The sequence below is a fragment of the Janthinobacterium sp. PSPC1-1 genome, assembly GCF_049897625.1.
GTDB lineage: Bacteria > Pseudomonadota > Gammaproteobacteria > Burkholderiales > Burkholderiaceae_D > Janthinobacterium > Janthinobacterium tructae.
Genome location: NZ_JAFCWP010000005.1, coordinates 393,429 through 411,730 on the forward strand (window position 1 = coordinate 393,429; position 18,302 = coordinate 411,730).

The window sequence follows — 18,302 nt, forward strand, 5'->3', positions numbered from 1 at the left end:
AGCTCGACTACAAAGCCAGGAAAAAAGACAATGTTACGTTTGATGTTGCCACTGCTGGCCTGCGCGTTACTGGCCGGCTGCGCCCTCACCCGCGTTTCCGACGCCACGCTGGCGGCCGAAGTGGACCAGCTGCACGCGGTCGGCCTGACCATGGACGCGGCCAGAAAGGTCGCCACGGAACAGGGCTTCGAGTGCAGTCCGTACATCAACCGGGACGTCTCGGTATCTACCCCGCAAGGCACGCGCAAGACCGACATGCTCGAATGCAGCAAGAAGTCGCTGGAACTGGTCTGCCCGCAGCGCCGCTACGTGGTGTTTAATATCGAACCTTCTACCGGCTTGGTGCGATCGGTTGGCAAGCGGTTCAACCAGAATTCATGCTTTTGATGTCCAGATCAGCGTAAGCGTCCGCTCAGCGCCTTATTGAGTGCAGGGGCGTTTTGATCGATGATGGCGTCACACCGCTGGGAAGCGGCGTGATCTCAAAGGGCTGCTGGCAGGTTGCAGTTCCAGGGCAAGAAATCATCAACCCGATTGACGGGATGATCGGCGATATGCGTCAGCACGTGACGCAACCAGGCTTCGGGGTCGACACCGTTCAGCTTGGCCGTGCCGATCAGCGAGTAGATCGCGGCGGCGCGCTCGCCGCCGCTGTCGGCGCCGGCGAACAAGTAATTGCGGCGGCCGATGGCCACGCCACGCAAGGCGCGTTCGGCCGCAGAGTTATCGATCTCGATGGCGCCGTCGTCGCAATAGCGCAGCAGCGCGGGCCACAGCTTGAGCGCGTACAGGATTGCTGCCGCCGTGTCGGACTTGCGCGATAAAGTATCGAGCATGCTGCGCAGCCAGCGCTCCAGGTCGTCGAGCAGTGGGCGCGAGAGGGTTTGTCGAACTTGCCTTCGTTCGTCGGGTGGTTTGCCCCGGATCTCGCTCTCGATCAGATAGAGCTCGGCGATCCGGCGCAGCGCCTCGGTGGTCAGCGGCGTTGCGCGCGCTGCGTGCAGGTCGTGAAATTTGCGCCGAGCGTGCGCCCAGCAGGCCGCTTCGCGGATCGTGCCGTCGTCGAACAAGGCGTTGAAACCCGCATAGGCGTCCGCTTGCAGCACTCCCTCAAACTTGGCCAAGTGGGTTTGCGGATGGATGCCCTTGCGGTCGGGCGTGTAGGCAAACCAAACGGCCGGTGGCGTCGAGTCGCCGGCTGGCCGGTCATCGCGCACATAGGTCCACAAGCGCGCCGTCTTGGTTTTGCCATTGCCGGGCGCCAGCACCGGGATCGGCGTGTCGTCGGCATGCAGCTTCGAGGCCGCCAATACGTGGCGGCGAACGGCGTCGACCAACGGGCGCAGCAACGCGCTGGCGGCGCCGACCCAGCTCGCCAGCAGCGCGCGATCGAGGTCGACACCTTCGCGGGCGTAAATGACGGCCTGGCGGTACAGCGGCAGATGATCGGCGAACTTTGCCACCAGGATGTGCGCCAGCAGGCCGGGGCCGGCGATACCGCGCTCGATCGGACGGCTTGGCGCCGGCTCCTGGACGATGGCGTCGCAGCAGACGCATGCCAGCTTGGGGCGTACATGACGGATCACGCGGAAGCTCGCTGGCACGAATTCCAGTTGCTCGGCGACGTCCTCGCCCAGCGGCCGAAGGCCGCCACCACAGGCAGGGCAGGCATCGGCCGTCGGCGCGTAGACCTTCTCGTCACGCGGCAAATGATCGGGCAAGGGACGCCGCACTGACTTCTTGCGCGCCGCCTCGGCCTCGTCGGCCTGCAAGTCTTCCAGCTGCAACTCCAACTGCTCGATCTGATGATCCAGCTTTTCCGACTTGCGGCCGAACTGCATGCGCCGCAATTTGGCGATCTGCAGCTTGAGGTGCTCGATCTCGACGGCGCGCGTGTTCAGTTGTTCACGCAGCCCTTCCACCACCTCGTCCTGGGCGAGCAGCAGCGCTTTCAAGGCGGCGATGTCGTTGGGGAGGTCGGCTGGGTTGAGCATGCGCCAAGTTTACGCGAGGCTTCTACCGTTTACAAGGCCGACGTTGGTTTACAGGTCCGCTCCGGCCTCCGCCAGTCTATGCCCTCAAGCAGCATCGACAGCTGCGCCTGCGTCAGCGCCACCGAACCGTTGCTGGCCTGCGGCCAGATGAAGCGCCCGCGCTCAAGCCGCTTGGCCAGCAGGCACAAACCATCGCCGGTCCACCACAATAATTTGATGAGGTCGCCGCGCCGGCCCCGGAACACAAATACGTGGCCGCTGAACGGATCTTCCTCCAGCGCCGTTTGCACTTTGGCCGCCAGCCCATTGAAGCCGGAGCGCATGTCGGTGGTGCCAGCGGCCAGCCACACCTTGGTGCCGGCTGGTAGGCCGATCATCGCAGCACCCGATCGAGCACCTGCGCCAGGACGGCCGGGTTGGGCTGGCCATCGATTCGCACCAGGACCTGGCCCAGCTCAAGCACGATCGTGCCGATGGCGTCGCCGTCGGCCGAGGCCTTGCCTGGAGCAGGCGCCGTCGGCGCCAGCACCACCGGCAACAAGCCATCGTCGCGCATCAACGCAGGCACGCCGAGGCGCCCTTGTTGATAAAGGCGGCGCCAGCTGAACACCTGGTTCGCGTTGACGCCGTGTTCGCGTGCAATGCGAGCGACGGAGATGCCCGGCTCCAGCGCCAGAGCCACCAATGCGCGCTTGAACTCCAACGAGTGCTGCCGATAATGACCGCGCGCGTTCTTGGAAGTGATCGGTTGAAAATTTGTGTCCATAATCAGAATTTGTGGGCACAAATGCTGTGCCAAAATTCGATCATGAATGGTGGTGATCAGACAGTCCAGACGGCGCTGGGAAGACGCTTACGTTTCTTGAGCACCTTCGGCAATTACGGCTCACAGCCGCCAGGTCCACCCTTCTTTCATCCCGCCTTTAATTACCATGATGCCCAAGGACTTTTGTGCCCGGCGAACAGTCGCCCAGGCATAGCCAGCGCCGTCCGCATCAGCTTTGATTTGCCGTGTCGGCAGCGGCCCATCCGCCAGCAGCCCGCGCAAGAACTGCTCGACATCCAGGCGCTCATCGCCGCCCTCGCTGTCGGCGTGCTTCACATCTCCAAGAATCTCCCGCGCCGTGCCCTCAATGATGCCTTCCCAAACAGCGTGCGTCATCTCTATACCGACGGCAATCGTCACCAAGTCGAGCGAGTAGGCCACGCCGCCATCATCTGGGGTAATGTTCGACTTCGCCTTGGCCATCACACGCCGGTTGCTGCCTTCCTCCTTTGCCGTCACCAGCACCATGCGCGCCAGAGCGCCCAATGCCTGCGAGCCGATAACCCGGTCCTGCGGTGCTTTCCCGGCGCCGCCCTTGGCAAAGTGCTTGATGCCGATGACGGCGCAGCCGTGTGCGTCCGCGAAATCAACTACTCCGTTAGCCAGCTCATCGGAGTCCCGCCATACAGATAATGTGGAGAGCCGACAAACGTGCTGCGGCCCTTGGCGCGTCCGTGAGCGGCATGGAGTGCTAAGAGGGGGACTCGATACACTCAAGCGACGGCGCAACAATACTTATATCGCTTGCATGCAGAAAATTACCAACGATAACACTGCCTCCCACCACGGCCATTGTATTGCCCTCCATACCATGTGCTTCATGGCAAACCTCAATCAATGAAAAAAAAGAGGTGCCAGCATTATCATTGAGAAGCAATACAGTATTCAATCGACAATCTCATTTCGTTTAGCTGGAAAATATGCTTTTATTTTCTCTAAAATTCAGCTAACTTAACAGGCTGTCATTTACTCGCCATCCTAACCACTAAAGAACGGATCATCTGACGTGAGCAGCTTATTTACAGGCATACAATCATGGTTCGACAGCAAGAATCACGGACGTTATCTAGCATTGATTTTAAATGAAATAGGAGGTCGCAGACCGGAGCCGCTACTGGCCTTTGTGGCGAAAGCATGCAAAATAAACCGAACAGCATTGAAAGGCGCAAGCTTCCAGACGGAATACAGTTTTAGAGGAAGTAAAGGAATTCGCCGTGCAGACCTCGCAATATTTTTAAAAGACGAGGATAATTTCCCGGCTATTCTTATCGAAATCAAGTATCACGACAAGCCCCTCAAGGAAACCGAAGCCAAGCCCGCACAACTTGAAGACTACGTTGTTTGGAAGGATGAACACCCAGACAGAAAGGTGCTGATATTGTCACGCGAACTTTTTTGCGCCACTGGTTGCATTACCAGAAGGTGGGGAGATCTGGCACGTGAACTGCGGCCGTATTGCGACAAATCAGATCTGATAGCCATGCTGGTCACTTATCTCGAAGAACAAGGAAACGTTATGCAAGATATAAATAACAAAAATTTGATCGGTTTTTTCAAGCGCCTGGTTTGTGGAGGCAATGCCGGTACGCTGGCGAACAATCTTGACGGCCCGGCAGAATTCAGCAAATTTCTTTCCAATATGCGCTTGTTGGCCGTCACGTTTGATCACCAATTTAAAAGCGCGTGGAACAATGCCATCGAAAATAGCAACGACACTGAATTTACCAATGGCACCAGAATTGCCACTATTGATTTCCGGATAGTGAACCGGACAAGCACCAAAGACGAGAACAGGGCTTTTGAGGAAGACGATGACAGTCAAAGCTGGCTGTCCCAATCAGTCAAAAATGGAGGCCGGATCATGGCCTTTGCGCGTCACGCACTGGGCCATGGCCACGGCAAGTATATGCGTATTGAGTATGGCTTCATTTTTGACGTGGAACCGCGCGAAGAGACTAGAGTTAGTTTATATGCCCAAACCCATGGAAGTCTCTTTGGTACCGACTCGACCACGCCGCATATTTTCCACCAACAAGAAATTCATCTTGAACATATCACCAAGCACGCAGAGGTGAACGGTGAAAAGACCGAAATAAAATTGAGCAAACTGCTCGGCAAACTGATCGATGAAGTGCTGTTGGATCCGAGCAAGCTCTACAGCCAACAAAAAGAGACACTCAAATCGTTGAGAAAATCATTGGCTGCGAGCCGGGATTTCTAGTCCATCCTTAAACACCCGCCAGCACCGACTGCACCGTCGTCGCCAGGTCTTCCAGGCGCACGGGTTTGACGAGGAAGTGGCGGAAGCCCACGGCCAGCGCGTCGTCCATGTACATGGGCAGGCTGTGGCCGGTGACGGCGATCAGGACGGCGTTGGCCGTCTCGGGATTGTGGTGCAGGCGGCGGCCGATTTCGATGCCGCTGATGCCGGGCATTTCGATGTCGAGGTAGACGGCGTCGGGCACGCACAGCTTGACTTGCTCGACGGCCATCTGCCAGTTGCGCACCACCACCGCGTGGTGGCCCAGCGCTTCGAGCAGCATGGCAAGCGATTCGCCCACTTCCTGGTTGTCGTCGACCACCAGCAGATTGAGTTTGCGCGCAGCACTTGCCGGCTGGTCGTCCTGGCGGCGTTCCACGGAGGAACTGCCTGGTGTCGTTTCAGTTGTCTGGCTCATTGTACCTTCACGTCTGACGGCTGCAAAAACGGCAGTATACAAGAAGCGCGCGCAATGCCGTCGCACCCCAGCAATGCTGCCAAGCAGCAATCCAGGCCCCCCGCTGTACCGCGCCAGCAACACTTCCCCACCCCGCGCGGAGAAAGCCAGCCCTACGCAGTTTGCGCAATTGACGAATAAAATGAGAATCATTATCATTCTTATCCCCTTGCGCCGGATGTCCACGCCACGCTGTTGTCGCGCCGCCTGATTGCCCGCGCAAACATTGTCATTACGGAGATCCATGCATGGCCGCCACACTTCCCACACTGCCGTTTTCCCTGCGCCCCTGCGCGCTGGCCATCGCCCTCGCCTGCCTGGGCACTTCCCTTGCCGCGCAGGCGCAGGATGCCAATAGCGCCAGTACAGCCGATAGCGCCGGCCCCATCCTGGAATCGATCCAGGTCAGCAGCAACCTGCTGGGCACCAGCATGGCCGCCAGCACGAAGAATTTCGCGGGCGCGCGCACGGTGGTGCAAAAGGATGACATCGAAAACTCGGGCGCGACCAGCCTCAGCGATGTGATGCGCCGCATTCCCGGCGTGCAGATCAGCGACAACTCGGGCAGCGCAGGCAGCGCCATCGCCCTGAATATCGGCGTGCGCGGCCTGGCCGGACGCTATTCGCCGCGCAGCACGGTGTTACTTGACGGCATCCCGATGTCGGTGGCGCCGTATGGCCAGCCGCAACTGTCGTTCGCGCCCGTCAGCCTGGCCAATGTCGAAACGGTCGACGTGGTGCGCGGCGGCGGCGCCGTGCGTTTCGGTCCGCAAAACGTGGGCGGCATCATCAACTTCAAGACGCGCCGCGTGCCCACCACGCCAGGCATCACGGGCGATGTCAGCGTGCGCTACAACTCTTACAGCGAAGTGGGCCACAACACGCAGGCCAGCGTGTTTGCCGGCACCCAGCTCGACAGCGGCCTGGGCCTGGCGGTGCTGTACTCGGGCATCCGCGGCAGCGACTGGCGCGTCGGCAGCGACGAGAAGGTCAACGACTTCGCCCTGAAATTGCGCTACGACCTGAGCCCCACGGCCGAGGTGTACGCCAAGCTGTCCTACTACGACGTGACGTCGCGCACGCCGGGCGGCCTGACGGCAGCCCAGTACAAGGCGGATCCGTTCCAGAACACGCGTCCGACCGACTTCTGGAGCGGCGAGCGCAAGGCCTTCGACATCGGCTATCTGAATGCCCTGTCCGGCACGCAGGAATTCGAGGTGCGCGCCTATTACAACAAGAGCTCGCGCGAAAGCACGCTGATCAGTGGAAAGAACCTGGGCCACCAGCCGCGCAACTATGAAACGACGGCCCTCGAGCCGCGCTACACGCAGCGCTTTACCACCGGCAAGGTTTCGCAGGACGTCACCATCGGCTACCGCTACCTGGCCGAACGGGCCGATGAAACCATCTACAACGTGGTCATCGCCAGCGGCGTGCAACAAAAGCCGACGCGCTTCGCCAACAATTCGACCGATGCACAGGCCGTGTATATCGATGACAAGATCGCCATCGGCGCCTGGCGCATCACACCCGGCGTGCGCTACGAGCACATCAAAACGGAACGCTTCAACCACTTGCCGGTCGACCAGAAGATCGAGTTGCTCAACAACAAGGCCTTGCCCTCGCTGAACGTGGCCTACTTGCTGAGCAACAACGTGACCCTGTTCAGCAATTACAACAGCTCGTTTGGCGCCGTGCAAAATACGCAGCTGAACTCGCAGTCAAGCAAGAACCCGTTGCAGCCGGAACTGGCGAAAACAGCCGAGCTGGGCGCGCGCTGGAAGAGTGGTCAGCTGTCGGCCGAAGCGACCTTGTTCAACATCAAGTTCGACAACCAGATCCAGTCCGTCGGCAGCGGCGAGAACGCCGTCTTCTACAACGTGGGCGCCACGCATCACCGGGGCCTGGAAACGGCCGTCGATTACCATTTCGACCAATCCGGCCCGCTGGCCGGCTTGAACGCCTACGCCACCTACACTTACACCAAGGCGACCTTGCAGGATGGCGTGAACGCAGGCAATGACGTACCCTTCTATTCGCGCACCACGGACACCGTCGGCGCCCACTACCAGCTGGGCGCCTGGGGCTTCGATTTGTCGAGCAGCCACCAGAGCCGCCAGTTCGCCGACGAGGCCAACACCGTGGCGGAAAACCCGGCCGGCAACTTGGGCCTCATCCCAGGCTTTCGCACCTGGAACACGCAAGTAAAATGGAAAGTGCCGGGCCAGAAGGGCCTGGAGCTGGTCGCCGGCGTCAACAACCTCGCCGACAAGCGCTACTTCACACGCACTTCGGACGGCAACCTGGGCAAGCTGGTGGGCGCACCGCGCATGGTCTATCTGCAGGGCCGCCTGGCGTTCTGAGCGCTGCATGCGGCAGTGCCTATCGAATCGATATGCCGCCGCAGGCGCACATACCCTCAAAGAAACCTGCATCATTGTTGTTACGATGCAGGTTTTTTTACGCCCTGATGTTACAAAAATACTGCCATGCAAGAAGGTTCGAAGTCGCGCTCGCCTTGCATCACGGCAGTAATTGCCTCGCCATACAAATTAATTGCATTACAGACATAAATGATTTCACAATTGCAAATATTTTAATCGGCCCTGGTTTTTTGGCGTGAGTATCGGCCCGGTCTCCGCACCGGCCTATGGTTCCTACCTGGACAATGTCTCGGTGATGGCCGCCGTGCCGGAACCGGAAAGCTACGCCATGATGCTGCTGGGCCTGGGCTTGCTGGTTTTCATGGCACGCCGCAAGACTGCCGCCTGAATCCAGGGTCGTTGGGCAACAGCCGCTCCGCCACCTGGCCGGGCGGCTTTTTCATGGGCAAACGGGTGCCTTACCTCAGGAAATGTTGCAAGGAAGAATTAAATTGGCGCTACAATAGCGGGGCATCAAGCAATGCCAAGCATCGCACCGCCAGGGCCCCTACCCCGCCCTGATTATCAGCACGCATTTTTTGAACAGGATGACTGGCGCTGCCGGGCCCGATTGCGCTCCCGGTACGGCCACCACACACGCACCATGTCTGCAGAGAAACCCATTACCGAAACCAGCTCCTACGGCAAGGATACGCCCGTGGGACGTCCCGACATCGATGGCCGCGCCGGCATTTTCGTGCCCACCGCGGAATTTGACCTCGACAACACCACCACCATTCGCAAGGGCGCGGGCATCGTCGGCTTCGGCAACCTCGATGGCACCCTGACCGTGTATTTCGAAGCCAACCGCTTCGACGAAAGCAATCTGCACAAGTGGGAGCACAAGGCGCGCAAGGCGTATGACCGCATGGTCATGGGCGCGCCCACGGTGTCAAAGGCGAAAATCGATGCACGCATGCTGGAACAGGTCGGCATCATCGATGGCATGGGCATCAATCTCAAGCATCCGGAACGCCTGACGCACTGGCTGGCGATCTCGAACGTGCCGGACACGGCGCCGGAAGAGCCGGTGGTGCGCTGGAAAAACCGCTAAGTAATCCTCAGGCGGGAGAGCGAGGCGGGGCGCCAGGCACGAGGTGTTGTCCTACATCGCGGCGGACATTCATCCGATGCCCCAGAGCATCGACTCAACCTATGATGAAAGCCTGACCACACATTCCCCACCACTCAGGAGTACGACATGTCCCGCCTCATCCCGATCAGCTTTGGCGCCTTGCAAATAGGTCTGGCAGCGGCGGCGATGTATATCCTGTGCTCGGCGGATGTGCTGCACCAGAGTTCGGTATATTTCCACTAGTAAAATGACAAAGCCGGGCAAGCAACGCTTGTCCGGCTTTGTCCTGCATGCAAGCGCAAAAGATTAGCGGCGGCCGTGGTAGCGGCCATGCCCGCCCCAGCCGCCCCGGTGTCCACCGTAGCGTCCAAAACCAAACATGAAGTCCAGCCCGATCGATACGGGTGGATTGTAATAATACGGTTGTGGCGCGTACACGGGTGCCGGTACATACACAGGTTGCTGCACGTACACAGGCTGCTGCTGCACGTAGACGGGCTCATTCGTGTATTCCACGCGCGGTGCGCTCATCACGCGGCCCGACTGCACCGGCTCGGACGAGACCGTATGCCATTCATAGGGATTGTAGGCCCCCTGCGGCGTGCGCGAACCGTAATACGCGGGACCGGGGGGCGCCACGGCGCAGCCACCCAAGGCGGCCAGCGAGATTACTGCCAACAGGGTTTTCATCGCAATTCTCCTAATGTGTACTATCAGTACTATAAGAAATTACGCCGAGCTTTGCTGCGCTTTTACCGATTGTTACACGCCGACGCACGCCGCAACATGAAATGTGGCAAAGCGGCCACAAGCGGGCCAGACGGCGTGTTTCCTCAAATAAACGGAATCGCGCAGGTGTCGATGACCTTGCCGGCGGCATCGTAGCGTTGCACGCACACCTGGTAGCGCACGCCGTAATCGAGTTCGACTTGCTCGACCTTGCCATACTTCAATTTCCAGCTGGGCTGCACGCGCTGCTTGCCCGCCAGCGCGGCCACATCCTGCGGAATCGCCATCGCCGTTTGCGTCTCGCCCTGGCGCGCATCCTGGCGCCGCGCCACGTCGATCGATACGCTCACGGCCAGGTCGACCCCGCCGTCCACATAGGCCAGCGTGGGCGCGCCGCGCTGCGCCCGCATCACGCCCCAGGCGCAAGGCTTGCCGTCCGTACCGCATTGTTTCAATTGCGCCAGCGGAAAATACTCAGGGGCAATCTTGCCATCCTTGATGGGCCAGCTGGTGCGCACGCCGTCGCGCTTGCCCGTCAGGGGATTGTCCCAGCTCAGGCTATTCACGACGGCCACGGTCTGCCCCGCCTGCAAGCCCACAGGCGTGCCCAGCGTTGCGCAAGCGGAAAGCAGCAAGCCGCTGGCGGCCAGGGTGGAAAGTGTCAGGATGCGCTGCATGGTAAGCCTCTTGTGATGGGATTTCCCGAAGGTATATTTCGAGGGTAACAGAATCGGCAGCGACGGTGCCGTTGGCTGGCACACATAACAGAACGGGCGGCACCCTTGCAGGCGCCGCCCGTAGCGGAATGGCCATGCCGGGAGCGACGCTCCCGGCGCTACGTGGATCAGTCCAGCTTCCAGGCGTAATCGACCTTGGTCCAGGTTTGCGCTGCGGCGCCATCCTTGGTGCCCGGCTTGAACTTGCACGCGGACAGGGCCTTGATGGCGGCCTTGTCCAGGTTCTTGAAGCCGCTGCTCTTGTCGAGTTTCGAATCGGCAACGCTGCCATCGGCATTGATCAGGAAGGACATCGTCACGGTGCCCTGCTCTTCGTTCATCAGCGACGCTTTTGGATAGTCGGCCTTGCAGTTCTTGGCATCGAACGACGCCGGCACCTCGGCCGCGAAGGCGGCGGAAGAAACGGACACCAGCAAGGCTGCTGCAACACTCATCAAACGCTTATTCTCAAACATGTGCTTCCCCATGATTATCAGATACGGTAATTACAATTTCCTGTGCGCCGTTGGCTGCGCTTAAAACTCTTCCCACTCGTCATTGCTGCCGGCGCCTGCCGCCTTGCGTGGCGCAGGAGCCGCTGCGGGAGCGGACGCTTCCGTCTTGCGTGTCAGCGACTTGACCGGACGCAATGCCGGCGCCGGCTTGCGCGCGGCCACTGGTGCGGCGGCCACGGGTGCCGGCACATACGCTGCCGGTTTCTCTTCGCCTTCGACCAGTTTGAAGATGCTGACCACGTGGGCCAGTTCGGCCGCCTGGTCTTGCAAGCTTTGCGCCGCAGCGGCCGCCTGTTCCACCAGGGCCGCATTTTGCTGCGTCATGCCATCCATCTCGATGATCGACAGGTTGACCTGTTCGATGCCGGCGCTTTGCTCCTGGCTGGCACTGGCGATCTCGCTCATGATGTCGGTGACGCGGCGCACGCTGTCGACCACTTCACCCATCGTTACGCCAGCCTGACCGACCAGTCGCGTACCACGTTCCGTCTTCTCGGCCGAATCGTCGATGAGGATCTTGATTTCCTTGGCGGCGCCAGCGGAGCGCTGGGCCAGGTTGCGCACTTCCGAGGCCACCACGGCAAAGCCGCGGCCTTGCTCGCCGGCACGTGCCGCTTCCACGGCCGCGTTCAGCGCCAGGATGTTGGTCTGGAAGGCGATGCCATCGATGACGCCGATGATGTCGACAATTTTCTTCGCCGATTCATTGATCGAGCTCATGGTGTCAACCACTTGCGACACCACGGAACCGCCCTTCAGGGCCACGTCCGAGGCGGTGGCGGCCAGCTTGTTGGCTTCGCGCGCATTGTCCGCATTCTGTTTCACGGTCGAAGTCAGCTCTTCCATGGCCGATGCCGTTTTTTCCAGCGCACTGGCCTGCATTTCCGTACGCGACGACAAGTCGATATTGCCGGCGGCGATCTCGCGCGACGCCGTGCCGATGGTTTCCGTGCCGACGCGTACCTGGCCGACGATGCCTACCAGGCTGTTGCGCATTTCCTTCATTTCCGCCAGCAGGCTGGACGTATCGGACGGCTCGGTGTGAATGCCGATCGACAGGTCGCCATTGGCGATGCTGCCGGCGATCGATGCCGTGTAGTCAGGCTCGCCGCCCAGCTGTTTCAGCAGGCCGCGGGTGATCACCAGTGCCGCCGCCACGCCCATCGCCACGGCCAGTACGCCGAGGATGATCATGAACAGGCGCGCACTGTCGAACGCCTTGCGGGCATCCGATTGCATCTGCTCGTTCAACTTGTCTTCCAGGGTGGCCAGTTGCTCCAGCGCATCCATCCATTTTTTCTGTACCGGGCGGATTTCCTTGATCATCACGCGCGTGGCGCCTTCCGCATCGTTGGCCATCCACAGTGCCGACGCCTTGGCGATGGCCGGCATGGCGGCCGCCTCGTATTCCTTGATCGAAGCGAGCAAGGTTTTTTCTTCGGCAGTCGACTCGACGGCGAATTTCTCTTCGAGCTTTTTCTGCGTTTCCTGATAGGTGCTGGTCTGCGTCTTGATACGCGCCATTTCCGGCTCCATATCGCTCGCGTCGGTCATCAGGGTAAGGATGCGCAGCGAGGTGATGCGGTCGCTGACGTTGCCACGCATGTCGATCACCAGGCGGGTGACGACATTGTTGACATTGATCACGTGATCGAGACGTTCCTGGATTTGCGCCATGCGCGCGATGCCGAGGACGGTCACGGCCACCAGCAGAACCAGTACCAGGGCGAATCCCAGGCCCAGGCGGGTACCAACCTTCATTTTTGCTAAATTCATTTCGGCTCTTCGTAAATGAAACTATTGATAAGAATTTTTGCCCGGCACGACAAGACGAAGGCCGCGAGACACCGGTATCCGCCCTTACCCATTGGTATGCTGGCGGTATCCGGCCGCACGCAGCCTGGGGTACTTCCTGGTCTACAACAGCCCTGAAAACGCCAGTGACTGCGAATGCAAATTTGTTCCACAGACTGAATTGTTGACACCGTTAATATGAAATCAACATCAAAAATTCATATGAGAAATATTTGTCTATAATCAATTATAGGTGTAAATTTTGCCTCAAAGCAAGCAATAAGTACCTGAATAAATGCCTGATTAACTTTCTTCGGGGAAATGGCAACAACGCCGTTTCTTGCCCCATAGAAATGCCCCACGACAGAGCGGGCGTGCGCCGAAACAGCGCATTTACAACACATGGCGTAGCCATATTGCATCGTTTTTGGAGAGGTACTCAGAGGAGGGGGTAGTGCGGACAATACCAGTGCGCAAGGGCACCGGTATAGACAAGTTGGATTAGCGGTCCCAGCTGCAACGCATCACATAGGCGTGACACTCTGTGCCAAAGACAAAGACGCTCCAGATGGCGCCCAATTGACTGGCCAGGCTGCGCTGGCCCGATGATACCAGTTGATACCAGTGCGGCTCGCTACCGAACAGTTCGGCCAGTTCGGCCTCGAAACCATCATATAAACGGGCGTCAAGCGGCGCGCGGTCCGCCTCGCTCATCGGCAGCAAGCGCTCGAGCAGCCACTGGCGCGGCGTGCACAAGGCGCCGCTACATACCATGCTCTCGATCGGCTGCAGGCGCATGCCGTCCGGCAGCAACTTCAGCGTGCGGCACAGCGCGTCGAGCGATGCCTGCGGCGCGACGGACCCCAGATACTCGCACAGAAACAGGCTGCCATCATCCTTCAATGCTGTGACGGCCTGCAGGTAGCCATGCAACTGCTGCGCATGGGCGTGGACGTCGCCGCGCATCAGGCGGGCAGAGACAGGCGCGCCGCCGCTTCCAGCAGCAGGCGCGGGTCGCCCGAGGCCAGCTTCTTCGAATCGGACAGGGTCTGGCGGAAACCGCGCGCGCCAGGCAGGTTTTGCATCAAGCCCAGCATGTGGCGCGTGATGCTGTTGAGCTTCAGCCGCCCCGCTTCCTTTTCCAGCTGCGCGCTAATATACGGAATCATCGCTTCAAGCACCTGTTCGCGCGTTTTCACGGGCGTGTCGTCGCCGTAGTAGCGCTGGTCGAACTGCGCCATCACGTACGGATTGTGATACGCCTCGCGGCCCAGCATCACGCCATCGAGGTGCTGCAGATGCAGGTCGATCTCGTCCAGGGTCTTGATGCCGCCATTGATAATGAACTCGAACTGGGGAAACTCGCGCTTCAAGCGGTAGGCATAGTCATACTTGAGGGGCGGCACTTCGCGGTTTTCCTTCGGGCTCAAGCCTTTCAGGATGGCATTGCGCGCATGCACGATAAACGTCTTGCAACCGGCATCGGCCACGGTGCCGACGAAATCGCGCACGAAGTCGTACGACTCGCTGTCGTCGATGCCGATGCGGTGCTTCACCGTGACGTCGATATCGACCACGTCGCGCATGGCTTTCACGCAGTCGGCCACCAGTTGCGGCTCGGCCATCAGACAGGCGCCAAACGCGCCCTTCTGCACGCGCTCGGACGGGCAGCCGCAATTGAGGTTGATTTCGTCATAGCCCCATTGCTGGCCCAGCTTGGCGCTGGTGGCCAGGTCCTTCGGGTCGCTGCCGCCCAGCTGCAGCGCCACCGGATGCTCTTCCTCGTTGAAGCGCAAGTGGCGTTCCACGTCGCCGTACACCAGCGCGCCCGTGGTCACCATCTCGGTGTAGAGCCAGGTGTGGCGTGTGATTTCGCGGTGGAACTTGCGGCAGTGGCGGTCGCTCCAGTCCATCATGGGGGCAACGGACAGGCGGCGGGAAGGCAGGGTTGGGACGGTCACAATACGCTCGCTACAAAAAAGGGAATCCAGAACGGCAAACCCGCTGCGTCGCATCACCGCAAGGTTATGCAAGCACAGCGGGTCTGGTTGGCGCGGCGACGCAGCGCCGCACCACTACACCACTACAACAATTACGCGTCGCGGCCGGCGCGCTTACGCTCGTTTTCTTTCAGGAAGCGCTTGCGCAGACGGATCGATTTAGGCGTGATTTCCACCAGTTCGTCGTCAGCGATGAATTCCACCGCGTATTCCAGCGACATTTGCACTGGTGGTACCAGGCGCACTGCTTCATCGGTACCCGACGAACGCACGTTGGTCAGCTGCTTGCCCTTGATCGGGTTGACGACCAGATCGTTGTCACGCGAGTGAATACCGATGATCATGCCTTCGTACACTGGATCGTTGTGGACCACGAACATGCGGCCGCGATCTTGCAGTTTCCACAGGGCGTAGGCAACAGCGGCGCCGTCATCTTGCGAGATCAGCACGCCGTTACGACGGCCAGCCATTTCGCCACGGGTGTTGTCGACTGGCGCGTATTCGTTGAATACGTGGCTCATCAAGCCGGTGCCGCGGGTCAGGGTCATGAATTCGCCCTGGAAGCCGATCAGGCCACGCGCCGGGATCAGATACTCGAGACGCACGCGGCCCTTGCCATCCGATTCCATGTTTTGCAGGTCGCCACGACGACGGCCCAGCTCTTCCATGACGCCGCCCTGGTTGACTTCTTCCACGTCGACCGACAGGTTTTCAAACGGCTCGTGGCGCACGCCATCGACCATCTTGTAGACCACGCGCGGACGCGATACGGCCAGCTCGAAGCCTTCGCGACGCATGTTTTCCAGCAGAATCGTCAGGTGCAATTCACCGCGACCCGATACTTCAAAGATCGTGTCGTCGTCGGTCGGCGCTACGCGCAGAGCAACGTTGGCTTTCAGTTCGCGGTCCAGACGGTCACGCAATTGACGCGAGGTCACGAACTTGCCTTCGCGGCCAGCCAGTGGCGAGTTGTTGACCATGAAGTTCATGGTCAGGGTTGGCTCGTCGACGGTCAGCATAGGCAGCGCTTCCGGGGTGTCCAGTGCGCACAGGGTCGAACCGATGCCGATTTCGTCGATACCGTTGATCAGGCAGATGTCGCCGGCAACGGCTTCGTCTACCAGCACGCGCTCCAGGCCCTTGAAGTTCAGCACCTGGTTGATGCGGCCTTTGATAGGCGTGGCGCCTGGACCGTTGATGACCAGCACGTCCTGGCCGACCTTGACGGTACCGCGGTTGACGCGGCCAATGCCGATCTTGCCGACGTACGACGAGTAGTCGAGCGAGGTGATTTGCATCTGCAGCGGGCCTTCCGGATTGTCATCACGGACAGGCACGTGTTGCAGGATCGCATCGAACATCGGCTTCATGTCGCCGCTGCGTACGTCTTCGGTCAGGCCGGCATAGCCGTTCAGGCCCGAAGCGTAAATGATAGGGAAATCCAGTTGCTCGTCGGTAGCGCCCAGTTTGTCGAACAGTTCGAACGTCTGGTTGATGGCCCAGTCCGGACGTGCGCCTGGACGGTCGATCTTGTTGACGATGACGATAGGCTTCAGACCCAGTGCCAGCGCTTTGCGCGTGACGAAACGGGTTTGCGGCATCGGGCCTTCTTGTGCATCGATCAGCAGCAGAACCGAGTCAACCATCGACAGAACACGTTCCACTTCGCCGCCGAAGTCGGCGTGGCCTGGGGTGTCGACGATGTTAATGTGGGTGCCTTCGTACTCAACAGCGCAGTTCTTCGACAGAATCGTAATGCCGCGCTCCTTTTCCAGGTCGTTCGAGTCCATGACTCGGGTGTCGACCGCTTGGTTTTCACGGAAGGTGCCGGATTGGCGCAGCAGCTGATCCACCAGCGTGGTTTTGCCGTGGTCAACGTGGGCGATAATGGCGATATTACGAATTGCGCGTTTTGTATTTGACATGGTCGTAGTAGTTACTGAAAAACTGCGGAGTGCGTACAAGGTGTACGAGATACCCGAATGCTAATCTATTTCCGGAACCGCGTAGTATAGCATGTTGCGTTGCAACGCTATCTAAAAATGCTGGCGGCTCCCGCAGTCGGGGACGATTTGTTTAAAAAAGCGACACTGTTTAACGAGTGTCGCTGGGTAATATGACGTTGCTGTGACTTATTGATGTGCCGTGGCAATCAAGCGTTCCGGCGCCAGGATGCTGTATTCCTGCAACTGGCCCGTGCCCAGCAGCTTGCTGTCGTGATACACGCGCACCCTGCCCGGTTCGGCTGGTACGGCGACCTCTTCCTTGCCCAGTGCGATGCGCTGGCCATGCAGGAAACGCTTGGCCAATTCTTCGGTCAACTGGACGGCGGGGAAACTCGACAACAATGCATCGACGGGCGCCAGCAAGCTCAGCGGCGCGGCATGCGCCGTCAGCTCGTCCAGGGTGACGACGCCGTCCAACGTCAGGCTGCCCACCTGCGTGCGGCGCAAGGCGTTCAAATGGCCGCCGCAACCGAGGGCATGGCCGATATCTTCGCCCAGCACGCGGATATACGTGCCCTTGCTGCACATCACGGACAATTTCAGGAACGGGGCTTCATAGCCGAGGAACTCGAGCTTGTGGATGGTCACCGGGCGCGCTTCGCGCTCCAGGGTGATGCCTGCCCTTGCATACTCATATAAGGGCTTGCCGTCTCTTTTCAAGGCCGAGTACATGGGCGGCGTCTGCAGGATAGGCCCGCGAAACTGCGCCAGCACGGCTTCGATCTGCTCTTCGGTGACGTTGACATCGCGCGTTTCCAGCACTGCGCCCTCGGTATCGCCCGTATCCGTCGTCTGCCCCAGGTGCACCAGGGTTTCGTAGGTTTTATCGGCTTCCAGCAAGTCCTGCGAGAACTTCGTGGCCTCGCCAAAGCACAGCGGCAGCAAGCCCGTGGCGAACGGGTCCAGCGTGCCCGTATGGCCCGCTTTTTTTGCATTCAGCACGCGCTTGGCCTTGATCAGGGCATCGTTGCTGGACCAGCCCACGGGCTTATCAAGCAGCAAGACGCCATCGACCAGGTCGCGCACCCGCTTGATGCCGGGTGGTTTCTTCGGACCCGCCACGTTTATTGCTCGTCCGCTTTGTCAGCAGGCTTTTCGTCCGGCTCGGCGTCGGCCGCGCGCGTGGCGTTGGCCTTATCGATCAGCAAGGACATTTCCATGCCGCGCGAAGTCGAGCTGTCGTGCACGAAATGCAGCATCGGCAGGGTATGGATGTGCAGGCGCTTGCCCAGCAAGCCACGGATGAAGCCAGACGCGGCCATCAAGCCTTCGGTGGTGTTCTTGATGGCTTCCTTGCTGTCTTTCAACATCGTGAAAAACACCTTGGCGTGCGCGTAATCGGGCGTGATCTGCACTTCGGTGATGGTGATCATCGTGCCCACGCGCGGGTCTTTCAATTCGTAGGCGACGATTTCAGCCAGATCGCGCTGGATCTGGTCGGCCACGCGCAAGCCGCGCGCTGGCATGGTTTTGCTATGTTTAGCCATGATTTTATGCTGTCCTAAGT

Annotated in this window: 19 protein-coding genes; 5 read left to right on the forward strand and 14 right to left on the reverse strand. The window is 59.7% G+C overall.

Annotation, left to right across the window (positions count from 1 at the left end):
- Positions 1-30 precede the first annotated feature (30 nt).
- Complete coding sequence (locus ACP7EG_RS18465; protein WP_076567848.1) at positions 31-387, forward strand: hypothetical protein; 357 nt, start codon at positions 31-33, stop codon at positions 385-387.
- A 95-nt stretch (positions 388-482) separates the two neighbouring features.
- Here the strand turns inward: ACP7EG_RS18465 and tnpC are convergent, their stop codons facing one another.
- The 4 genes from tnpC to ACP7EG_RS18485 all read right to left on the reverse strand — a co-directional run bounded on the left by tnpC (position 483) and on the right by ACP7EG_RS18485 (position 3,288).
- On the reverse strand, positions 483-1,994 hold the full coding sequence (tnpC, locus tag ACP7EG_RS18470; protein ID WP_426088789.1) for an IS66 family transposase: 1,512 nt from the start codon (positions 1,992-1,994) through the stop codon (positions 483-485).
- Between the two features lie 29 nt (positions 1,995-2,023).
- A complete protein-coding gene (gene tnpB, locus ACP7EG_RS18475; RefSeq protein ID WP_076567847.1) occupies positions 2,024-2,371 on the reverse strand; it encodes an IS66 family insertion sequence element accessory protein TnpB in 348 nt (115 codons plus the stop codon).
- Complete coding sequence (gene tnpA, locus ACP7EG_RS18480; protein ID WP_244556237.1) at positions 2,368-2,793, reverse strand: IS66-like element accessory protein TnpA; 426 nt, start codon at positions 2,791-2,793, stop codon at positions 2,368-2,370. The genes tnpB and tnpA overlap by 4 nt, the downstream gene beginning before the upstream one ends.
- A gap of 87 nt (positions 2,794-2,880) precedes the next feature.
- On the reverse strand, positions 2,881-3,288 hold the full coding sequence (locus ACP7EG_RS18485; protein WP_426088790.1) for a hypothetical protein: 408 nt from the start codon (positions 3,286-3,288) through the stop codon (positions 2,881-2,883).
- A gap of 538 nt (positions 3,289-3,826) precedes the next feature.
- Between ACP7EG_RS18485 and ACP7EG_RS18490 the strand changes: the two genes are divergently transcribed.
- On the forward strand, positions 3,827-5,041 hold the full coding sequence (locus ACP7EG_RS18490; RefSeq protein ID WP_426088791.1) for a hypothetical protein: 1,215 nt from the start codon (positions 3,827-3,829) through the stop codon (positions 5,039-5,041).
- 7 nt (positions 5,042-5,048) lie between these two features.
- On the opposite strand, the gene ACP7EG_RS18495 is transcribed toward ACP7EG_RS18490, so the two are convergent.
- Positions 5,049-5,498, reverse strand: a complete 450-nt coding sequence (locus ACP7EG_RS18495; RefSeq protein WP_426088792.1) for a response regulator — start codon at positions 5,496-5,498, stop codon at positions 5,049-5,051.
- Positions 5,499-5,785: 287 nt separating this feature from the next.
- On the opposite strand from ACP7EG_RS18495, the gene ACP7EG_RS18500 reads away from it, so the two are divergent.
- The 3 genes from ACP7EG_RS18500 to ACP7EG_RS18510 all read left to right on the forward strand — a co-directional run bounded on the left by ACP7EG_RS18500 (position 5,786) and on the right by ACP7EG_RS18510 (position 9,014).
- Positions 5,786-7,900, forward strand: a complete 2,115-nt coding sequence (locus ACP7EG_RS18500; RefSeq protein WP_426088793.1) for a TonB-dependent receptor family protein — start codon at positions 5,786-5,788, stop codon at positions 7,898-7,900.
- 256 nt (positions 7,901-8,156) lie between these two features.
- Positions 8,157-8,309 carry an FxDxF family PEP-CTERM protein gene (locus ACP7EG_RS18505; RefSeq protein WP_426088794.1) on the forward strand — a complete coding sequence of 51 codons (153 nt, stop codon included), beginning with the start codon at positions 8,157-8,159 and terminating at the stop codon, positions 8,307-8,309.
- Between the two features lie 255 nt (positions 8,310-8,564).
- Positions 8,565-9,014, forward strand: a complete 450-nt coding sequence (locus tag ACP7EG_RS18510; RefSeq protein WP_071079168.1) for a hypothetical protein — start codon at positions 8,565-8,567, stop codon at positions 9,012-9,014.
- 327 nt (positions 9,015-9,341) lie between these two features.
- Here ACP7EG_RS18510 and ACP7EG_RS18515 read toward each other — a convergent pair whose 3' ends face one another.
- From ACP7EG_RS18515 to rbfA, 9 genes are all read right to left on the reverse strand, one after another.
- Complete coding sequence (locus ACP7EG_RS18515) at positions 9,342-9,725, reverse strand: hypothetical protein (RefSeq protein WP_426088795.1); 384 nt, start codon at positions 9,723-9,725, stop codon at positions 9,342-9,344.
- 143 nt (positions 9,726-9,868) lie between these two features.
- Positions 9,869-10,441: a hypothetical protein gene (locus tag ACP7EG_RS18520; protein ID WP_426088796.1), complete on the reverse strand. Its 573-nt coding sequence runs from the start codon at positions 10,439-10,441 to the stop codon at positions 9,869-9,871.
- A gap of 167 nt (positions 10,442-10,608) precedes the next feature.
- Positions 10,609-10,956 carry an energy transducer TonB gene (locus ACP7EG_RS18525; RefSeq protein WP_426088797.1) on the reverse strand — a complete coding sequence of 116 codons (348 nt, stop codon included), beginning with the start codon at positions 10,954-10,956 and terminating at the stop codon, positions 10,609-10,611.
- Between the two features lie 60 nt (positions 10,957-11,016).
- Positions 11,017-12,756, reverse strand: coding sequence for a methyl-accepting chemotaxis protein (locus tag ACP7EG_RS18530; RefSeq protein WP_426088831.1), 1,740 nt, complete (start codon positions 12,754-12,756; stop codon positions 11,017-11,019).
- Between the two features lie 534 nt (positions 12,757-13,290).
- Positions 13,291-13,755, reverse strand: coding sequence for a hypothetical protein (locus ACP7EG_RS18535; protein ID WP_426088798.1), 465 nt, complete (start codon positions 13,753-13,755; stop codon positions 13,291-13,293).
- Positions 13,755-14,705, reverse strand: coding sequence for a tRNA dihydrouridine(20/20a) synthase DusA (gene dusA / locus ACP7EG_RS18540; RefSeq protein ID WP_426088832.1), 951 nt, complete (start codon positions 14,703-14,705; stop codon positions 13,755-13,757). The genes ACP7EG_RS18535 and dusA overlap by 1 nt, the downstream gene beginning before the upstream one ends.
- 176 nt (positions 14,706-14,881) lie before the next feature.
- Positions 14,882-16,714: a translational GTPase TypA gene (gene typA / locus ACP7EG_RS18545; RefSeq protein ID WP_116743332.1), complete on the reverse strand. Its 1,833-nt coding sequence runs from the start codon at positions 16,712-16,714 to the stop codon at positions 14,882-14,884.
- 207 nt (positions 16,715-16,921) lie between these two features.
- Positions 16,922-17,857: a tRNA pseudouridine(55) synthase TruB gene (gene truB / locus ACP7EG_RS18550; protein ID WP_282405926.1), complete on the reverse strand. Its 936-nt coding sequence runs from the start codon at positions 17,855-17,857 to the stop codon at positions 16,922-16,924.
- A gap of 2 nt (positions 17,858-17,859) precedes the next feature.
- Positions 17,860-18,282, reverse strand: coding sequence for a 30S ribosome-binding factor RbfA (gene rbfA / locus ACP7EG_RS18555; protein ID WP_034782531.1), 423 nt, complete (start codon positions 18,280-18,282; stop codon positions 17,860-17,862).
- Positions 18,283-18,302 lie beyond the last annotated feature (20 nt).